Origin of the sequence: Treponema sp. UBA7567 (assembly GCF_002476655.1) — a bacterium.
GTDB lineage: Bacteria > Spirochaetota > Spirochaetia > Treponematales > Treponemataceae > Treponema_D.
Map to the genome: position 1 here is coordinate 46,256 of NZ_DLLH01000013.1, position 6,554 is coordinate 52,809.

Genomic DNA, 6,554 nt, shown 5'->3' on the forward strand with positions numbered 1-6,554 from the left:
CAAAAAGCATGGTGCGTGTCGACTCGCCCTCGATGTACTGCCCACCGTCAATTTTGCGGCGAATTGTAAGAATTGCAGGAACATCTATCATTGCTGGAAATTCGCGGATTTTAAGACGTTCATCTTCTTCAAGAAAATCTACACGAAGTTCAACTATATCAATGAATTCTTTGTATTTTTCAACAATTGCAACATCTTCCGCCAAAGTTTTTCCGGTTACGCACAGACAAACCAAAGATTTCGCCATTTTTTCCTCCACTCAAAACTATTCGTTTATTGTTACGCGTTTTGCAACTTTTCCAGCAACACGCAAAATCAATTCGCTTCCTTCTGTTACTGCGTAAGGAACCGAGAAATGTCCGCCTGTATGGTTTAGCGCCACAAGCTGACTGCGCTGACCGTTGCTTTCAATACATTCAACCGTCATTGCTACTGGATAAGGGAATTGAGCAAGCTCAGTTTCAAAAATTCCATAAATCAAATCGTCTTTTGGTTTTACCGGAAATGCCATTTCGACAGACATTCTTGTGTAATTTTCAATATATTGGCTGTCAAATTTCTGCTGGCTCACAACTGAATTTTCTTTTTCGTCTTTTGCAGCCTTGTGAGCAGAAAAATCAAGAACAACGCGCAAATTTGGCAAGAGAGCGAGCATTTCTTTTACAGATTTTCCGATAAGTCTAGGAACGGCAGTGTTGTCAAAGCTTGGACCGCGGCTGACAATCAAATTAACCGTAACAGGATTAGAAATTTTTGTTCCGGCAGGCGGCTCCTGTTCAAGAATTGTGCCAGCTTCTTCGAGAGAAGCCTTGTAAACAGGTTCTGCAAGCAAAATAAGCGGCCGGGAAGAACCTGTAAACATCGTTGTCAAATCAATTTTTAAGTTATCATATTTCTGACCAATATAATTGCCAACTTCCGAAACGATTGCTCCGCGGCTGACAGTAAGATTTACGCGTGTTCCAGCTTTTACAATTGCTCCGGAAGACGGCGACTGAGAAATAATTGTTCCAGACGGCTGCTCGTCATAACGAAGCTGAATTTTCGGATACAATTCCTTTACCTGCATTTCCAAAAGAGCCTGAGCCAATTCCTTTCCTTCAACTTCTGGAACCAAAACCTTTTCCGGACCTTTTACAGTCGCAAAAAAAACTGCAAGACAAGTCAAAAGCATTACAATAACTGCAAGGATTATAGTAACAAAAAGAGCCTTGCCGTTTGCCTGCAAATTTTCCATTCCCTTTATAAAACTTACACGGCAATTCTGAATATTGAAATTTTTAATTTTTTGCCAAAGTTTAGAAAAAAATCCTTTGATTTTCATAAAATCTTCCTAATTTTTTATTTTCCTAGAAATTGATTTTATCATCAAGAACGCAGCCTATAAAGTCCCGCGCACCGTTCATAAAACTTTTGTAATCCATATTTTTTTTGCCCTGCCATTGAAGTTCTTTAACAGCAAGCACAGTTCCGCCACCACAGACAATTTCGATTCCAACATTTTTCCGGTAAGGCAGGACAGTTCCCGGAACATTTTGAATTTTTTCGCTATTTTCAAAAGAATTTGCATCCAGTTTTCCTGGCTCCGCCTTCAAAATAGAAAGCTTTATGCCATGGCAAGCAGTAAAACACAACGGCCAGGGAGTAAAGGCGCGAATCTGTCGGTCAATTTCCACAGCCGTTTTATTCCAGTCAATAAGTCCGTCTTCTTTTTTTATAAACGGAGTATAGTCGCTTTCGCCCTGCTGAGCTTTTCCGTCAAATCTTCCGTTTGCATAATTTTTTAAAACCTGAATAAAAAGCTGAGTCCCGGCTTCTACAACAGGGCTGTTTTTTCCATCTCCGTCCATCAAGCCCAAAGTTGTTTCTGTTCCGTCCAAATCCACAAAGCTTTGAGCAAGAATGTCGCCTTCGTCAGTTTTTAACGCGATTTTCTGCACAGTAACGCCAAGCTGTTTTTCTCCGGCAAGAATTGCGGCAGGAACAGGAGTGCAGCCTCTGTGTTTTGGCAGTGCTGACGGATGCAAGTTTATTCCGCCAAGGGCAAAAAGCTCAAGAAATTTTGGCCCAAAAATCCGGCCATAATCAAAAGTTACCAAAAGTTCAGGTTTTAAAGCGCAAACCGATTCACGAGCCTCTACAAGAAGATGCTCAAATTCCAAAACAGGAATGTCATTTTCTCTTGCGCAAACAGCAACTTCTGTAGGAATCAAATCTTTTTTACGCCCGCGAGCCGACGGAACATTTGTCAAAACTCCAACAATTTCGACTCCAAGACATTTGCCCTCATCAGAACGAGAAAATTCAATTAAATTCCTTAAAACCATGGCCGACGCCAATGGTGAGCCCGCATATAAAATCTTCACTATTTTTTACTTTCCTTTGCTGCCTGTTTAGCGGCAATTTTTGCAGCGATCGAAGCCGCTTTTCTTGCTTTTTCCGCTTCTTTTTTCTGAGCGCGTTCAAGCCGCTTTTTCATCTGAGCTGTAACTTTTGCGGCAAACTCAGGATCGCCGCGGTCAATATAAACAATTCCGTCCAAATGGTCATTTTCGTGCTGAATACAGCGGGCCAAAAGACCGTCCGCCTCAAGAGTAAAAGGCTTGCCGAATTCATTTAAGGCCGAAACTGTAACTTTTGAAGGTCTTCTAATTTTTTCTTCAAAACCCGGAAGCGAAAGACAGCCTTCCTCATAATCGCACAGATCGTTGCTAGTATAAACAATCTGCGGATTTATAAAAACCCGGCGCACACCATCATCAACAGTGATTACAAAAAATCTTTTAGAAACGCCAACTTGCGGACCTGCCAGCCCAACGCCCTGAGCCTCGTCCATCGTATCAAACATTTCGTTAAAAAAACTGCGCATTTCATCGTTAATTTCAGCCGGCTCAACCGAAACACATTTTTGACGGATAACCTCTTCGCCTAGTTTGTAAATTTTCATAAAAACCTTCAAAAAAACAGAATTTTCGGGTTCAGCCTACCACAAAAAGCGTTTTTTTTCTATAAGATAAAAATTTGGAGCACAAAACACCTGCCGCGGCCCGTCTTGCATGGTTTTATCCGGCAAAAGCCGGATGCTGCGCGCCATTCCAGCCGGGGCTAAGATTTTTTGTTAATAAAAGTCGTTTCTCGCGCCCTGCGAATTTTTTCCAAAAACTCTTTCTCTAGCAACAAAGCGCAAAATTCAATAGACTGTTCTAAAATTGCAAAATGTTTCTGGAGCATACAGATGATTAAAATCATAAACTATAAAGATTTAAAAGACGATTTTTTTAACGGACGCGACTTTGGCTCTTCAATCGACATTGTAAAAGACATTCTTCTTAACGTAAAAACAAACGGCGACAAAGCGCTTTTAGAATACGGCACAAAATTTGACGTAAGCGCGCCTTCTTCGCTCGAAATTCCTCAGTCAGAATTAAAATCTGCCGCTCAAAAAATGCAAAAAGAGAATCCAGAACTTTATAAATCGCTCTGCTACAGCCACGACCTTGCGCTTCGCTTTGCAAAAAAACAGCGCGAATCTTTTGACAATTTTGAAGTTGAACTTGAACCTGGCCTTTTTACCGGCCAAAAAAATATTCCTGTCGAAAAAGCAGGTGTTTACGTTCCGGCAGGACGATTTCCACTCGTAAGCACAGTTGTAATGACAGTCACTCCGGCAGTTGCGGCAGGCGTAAAGGAAATTGTTCTATGCACACCGCCAAGAGTTCATCCTGACGACAGAGAAGCCGCGCAAAAAGCAGGAACTGGAATTCCGGGCTCTCCTTTTGTCGGCGGAAAACCTTATGCTGACGAAAATATTATGGCGGCGGCATATATTTGCGGCGTTACAAAGGCTTACGCCTGCGGCGGAGCACAGGCAATCGGAGCACTTGCTTTTGGAACACAGTCAATTCCTCGCACAGACGTAATCGTAGGTCCAGGAAACAAATTTGTTGCAGAAGCAAAAAAACTGGTTTACGGAACAGTCGGAATCGACATGGTTGCAGGTCCGACAGAAGTTTTTATCATTGCAGACAAATCGGCAAATCCAGAATGGGTTGCAGCCGACCTTCTTGCGCAGGCTGAGCACGACATTGTTGCACAGCCAATTCTGGCAACAGATTCAAAAGAACTTGCACAGGCGGTACAAACCGAAATCGAAAAGCAGCTTAAAGTCCTCGAAACAAAAGAAACGGCGGAAAAATCAATCGAAAACTGCGGCGCAATCATTCTCTGCGACAATATTGAACAGGCAGCAGAAGCCGCGAACCGAAAAGCCCCGGAACACCTCGAACTTGCAATGGACGAAGGAACAACACGCGACAAAATCGCAGAACTTTGCCACAATTACGGCTCGCTCTTTTTGGGACACGGCAGCGCAGAAGTTTTTGGCGACTACTCAGCAGGACTAAACCACACTCTTCCTACTTCTGGAAGCGCACGTTTTACAGGCGGCTTGAGCGTACGTGTATTCTTAAAAACAGTCACAACTTTACGCACAATTCCAGGCTCAAAAGGCGCAGTTTCTTCTGCAAAAGCCGCAGGACACCTTGGCGACGCCGAAGGACTTGCAGGCCACGCACATGCAGCCCGCTTAAGACTTGAATAAAAAAACACCTGTCTAAGTCCAGGCAACTGGCTAAAAAGAAAATAATTTTTTGTCAGAAAAACTAGAATAAACCAGAAAGCTTAGCCCGGATCGGAATGGCTTTAGTTGTCGGGGCAGGTTTAGTTTTCTAAATCTGCCCCGACAATGGAGCGGACAGCGCAACCATGCAGAGCCGGATTGACCGCAAATTGCGCTCCAAAATAAATTCGAGCCTTATGCGCCTTGAGATTCGCCAGTTATTGTCAAGACAACATCGGTAAATTCCACACAAGTTCCACGAGTTCCAAACATGCCTGCATAAAAGTAATCAGAATCTTTTGCAACAAAATCAAAATCCGTGTAAGTGGTTTCGTAAGCATTGCCTTTATAAACAGTCTTAACTTTTACAACCTGGCCAACTCTTTCAATTGAAAATTCTGCGGTTTCGTCGTTATTATAAAGAGCCGAAATTTTGTTTTCAGAAACTTTTAAAGAACCAGATTCTCTCTTCCAGTTTGCAATACAAGAACTTGCAGAATCTGCATAAAGTCCTGCAGATACATAGTTTGAGCTTACCGCAATTTTGTTTGGAGCATAGCAGTCGTCGCGAAGCATTAAACCAAAGCCCGCCTGATTTTTACCAGCCACCGATACTAAAACTTTTGCTTTTACAGTAAGCGTAAAGTTTTTGCTTACAGGAATCTGTTTAAAAGCAAAAGCAAAACCGTCTGCCGAAGAAGTTATTTTTCCTTTTGGCGAGGCCGTCCCTGTCTGGCCAACCTTAAAAACTCCTGCTGAAGTTTCCTGTGCAAAAAATCCATTTGAAGCAGCAGAAGGATCTCCTCCGCAATCGCCAAAAGCAGTTCCATACCAGCCTTCAGACGTACACTTTAAATTTTCTACAGAATTTAATTTTGATAAATCCGGAGCAGCATAATCAACAAATACATAGTCTGGATTTTTTACAAGATCTTTATCCTTTGAAGGAAGATAAGTTGATTTTACATAAGGTTTTAATGCACATGAACTTTGAGAAATTGTCATGGCAAAAAAATACGAAACCATTTTTGCGCCATAAATATTGATATGTGTTTCATCAACTGATTTTAAGTTTGGCAAATCGGCAGAACTTCCTTGAGCCATTGCATGAAAATAAATCGCTTCATCATAGCCAAGTTCTTTGTATTTTTCTTTTGTCATTGTCGTCAAATCTACAAACTGAACAGATTTTTCTTTTGCAAGTTCTTCCGCTGCTTTTCTGTAATCCCCCGAAGCAGTTATATGGGCATAAGAACCCAAATAATCGTTTGAAGAACTCAGACGAACAATTGGAGAACAAATAATCGGTGTTGCGCCTTTTTCCTGTGCAACCTTTATATATTTATTAAAAAGAATATTTTTAAAAGAACCTTCTGTATCTGTCGATTCAGCGGCGCTTGCAAAACGGTCTTCGTCATCAGATTTTTGATCGTTGTGGCCAAACCCAATTACAAGAAAATCGCCTTCCTTAATTTCAGCAATCAAAGTCTGATAATTTTCTTCCATAAGAAAACTTTTTGCAGAACGGCCAGAAAGAGCTAGATTTCTTACTGTAATCTTAGACGACAAGTTGTTTGCCAACTGAGTTCCATAACCATAACGCGGATAAAAATATGTTGCGTCAGTATGTTTTCCATCTTTTACATAATCACAAACAGTCGAGTCACCAACAACCCATAAAGTCGCCGCAGAAAGTGCCGAATCATCGTACTCAGATGGCATCGAATCGCCTGGATTTTCGGGAGTTGCCGGATTCTGGCTTCCGCTGTTGTCAGAAGAAGAATCGTCTCCGTCAGAACAAGAAATAAAACCTGTTCCCAGCAAAGCTAAAGCCGTAAAAACTGCCGCTATTTTTACAATTTTTTTCATTTGATTTGCTCCTAAAAAAAGCCAAGATTAAAACTTCAATTTTAATCTTGACTTTTTAAGTTGTTTC

The 6,554-nt window shown here is 41.6% G+C and carries 6 protein-coding genes; 1 reads left to right on the forward strand and 5 read right to left on the reverse strand.

The window, feature by feature from the left end:
• From B3Y13_RS01050 to def, 4 genes are all read right to left on the reverse strand, one after another.
• Positions 1–247 (reverse strand): type I 3-dehydroquinate dehydratase (locus B3Y13_RS01050; protein ID WP_296692122.1); only part of this gene is annotated, 247 nt, incomplete at its 3' end.
• 18 nt (positions 248–265) lie between these two features.
• Complete coding sequence (locus B3Y13_RS01055; RefSeq protein WP_296017141.1) at positions 266–1,324, reverse strand: PASTA domain-containing protein; 1,059 nt, start codon at positions 1,322–1,324, stop codon at positions 266–268.
• Between the two features lie 25 nt (positions 1,325–1,349).
• Positions 1,350–2,366: a methionyl-tRNA formyltransferase gene (gene fmt, locus B3Y13_RS01060; RefSeq protein WP_296669220.1), complete on the reverse strand. Its 1,017-nt coding sequence runs from the start codon at positions 2,364–2,366 to the stop codon at positions 1,350–1,352.
• Positions 2,366–2,947, reverse strand: coding sequence for a peptide deformylase (gene def / locus B3Y13_RS01065; protein ID WP_296669218.1), 582 nt, complete (start codon positions 2,945–2,947; stop codon positions 2,366–2,368). Before def ends, fmt begins: the two co-directional genes overlap by 1 nt.
• Before the next feature lie 288 nt (positions 2,948–3,235).
• Between def and hisD the strand changes: the two genes are divergently transcribed.
• Entirely contained in the window at positions 3,236–4,600 is a 1,365-nt protein-coding gene (hisD, locus tag B3Y13_RS01070) for a histidinol dehydrogenase (protein ID WP_296669216.1), read from the forward strand.
• Between the two features lie 213 nt (positions 4,601–4,813).
• On the opposite strand, the gene B3Y13_RS01075 is transcribed toward hisD, so the two are convergent.
• Entirely contained in the window at positions 4,814–6,487 is a 1,674-nt protein-coding gene (locus B3Y13_RS01075; protein ID WP_296692126.1) for a GDSL-type esterase/lipase family protein, read from the reverse strand.
• Positions 6,488–6,554 lie beyond the last annotated feature (67 nt).